Raw genomic sequence first — 410 nt, forward strand, 5'->3', positions numbered from 1 at the left:
CGCCCGTGTGGTGGGCATGGCCACCGCCGGTGTGGCCCCGCGCATCATGGGCTTTGGCCCGGCACCTGCGGTGCGCAAGGTGCTGGCCCAAACTGGCCTGACCTTGGCAGACATGGACGTGATTGAGTTGAACGAAGCCTTCGCCGCCCAAGGCCTGGCCGTGCTGCGCGACCTGGGTATTGCCGACGACGACCAGCGCGTCAACCAATGGGGCGGTGCGATTGCGCTGGGTCACCCCCTGGGTGCCTCCGGTGCACGCCTGGCCACCACGGCTGTGAACCAGTTGCACACACTGGGCGGCCGCTACGCGCTGTGCACCATGTGCATCGGCGTGGGCCAGGGCATTGCTGTGATCCTGGAGAAGGTCTAAGTCACGCCAGCCTGGGGCCATGGCGCCCCAGGCGCCCAGC

At 68.3% G+C, this 410-nt stretch carries 1 pseudogene; it reads left to right on the top strand.

Annotation, left to right across the window (positions count from 1 at the left end):
• Positions 1-370, top strand: a pseudogene (locus AC27VO_RS16545) (3-oxoadipyl-CoA thiolase); the annotation flags it as partial.
• Between the last annotated feature and the right edge of the window lie 40 nt (positions 371-410).

The sequence above is a fragment of the Comamonas sp. 14P8.1.4 genome (assembly GCF_057799285.1).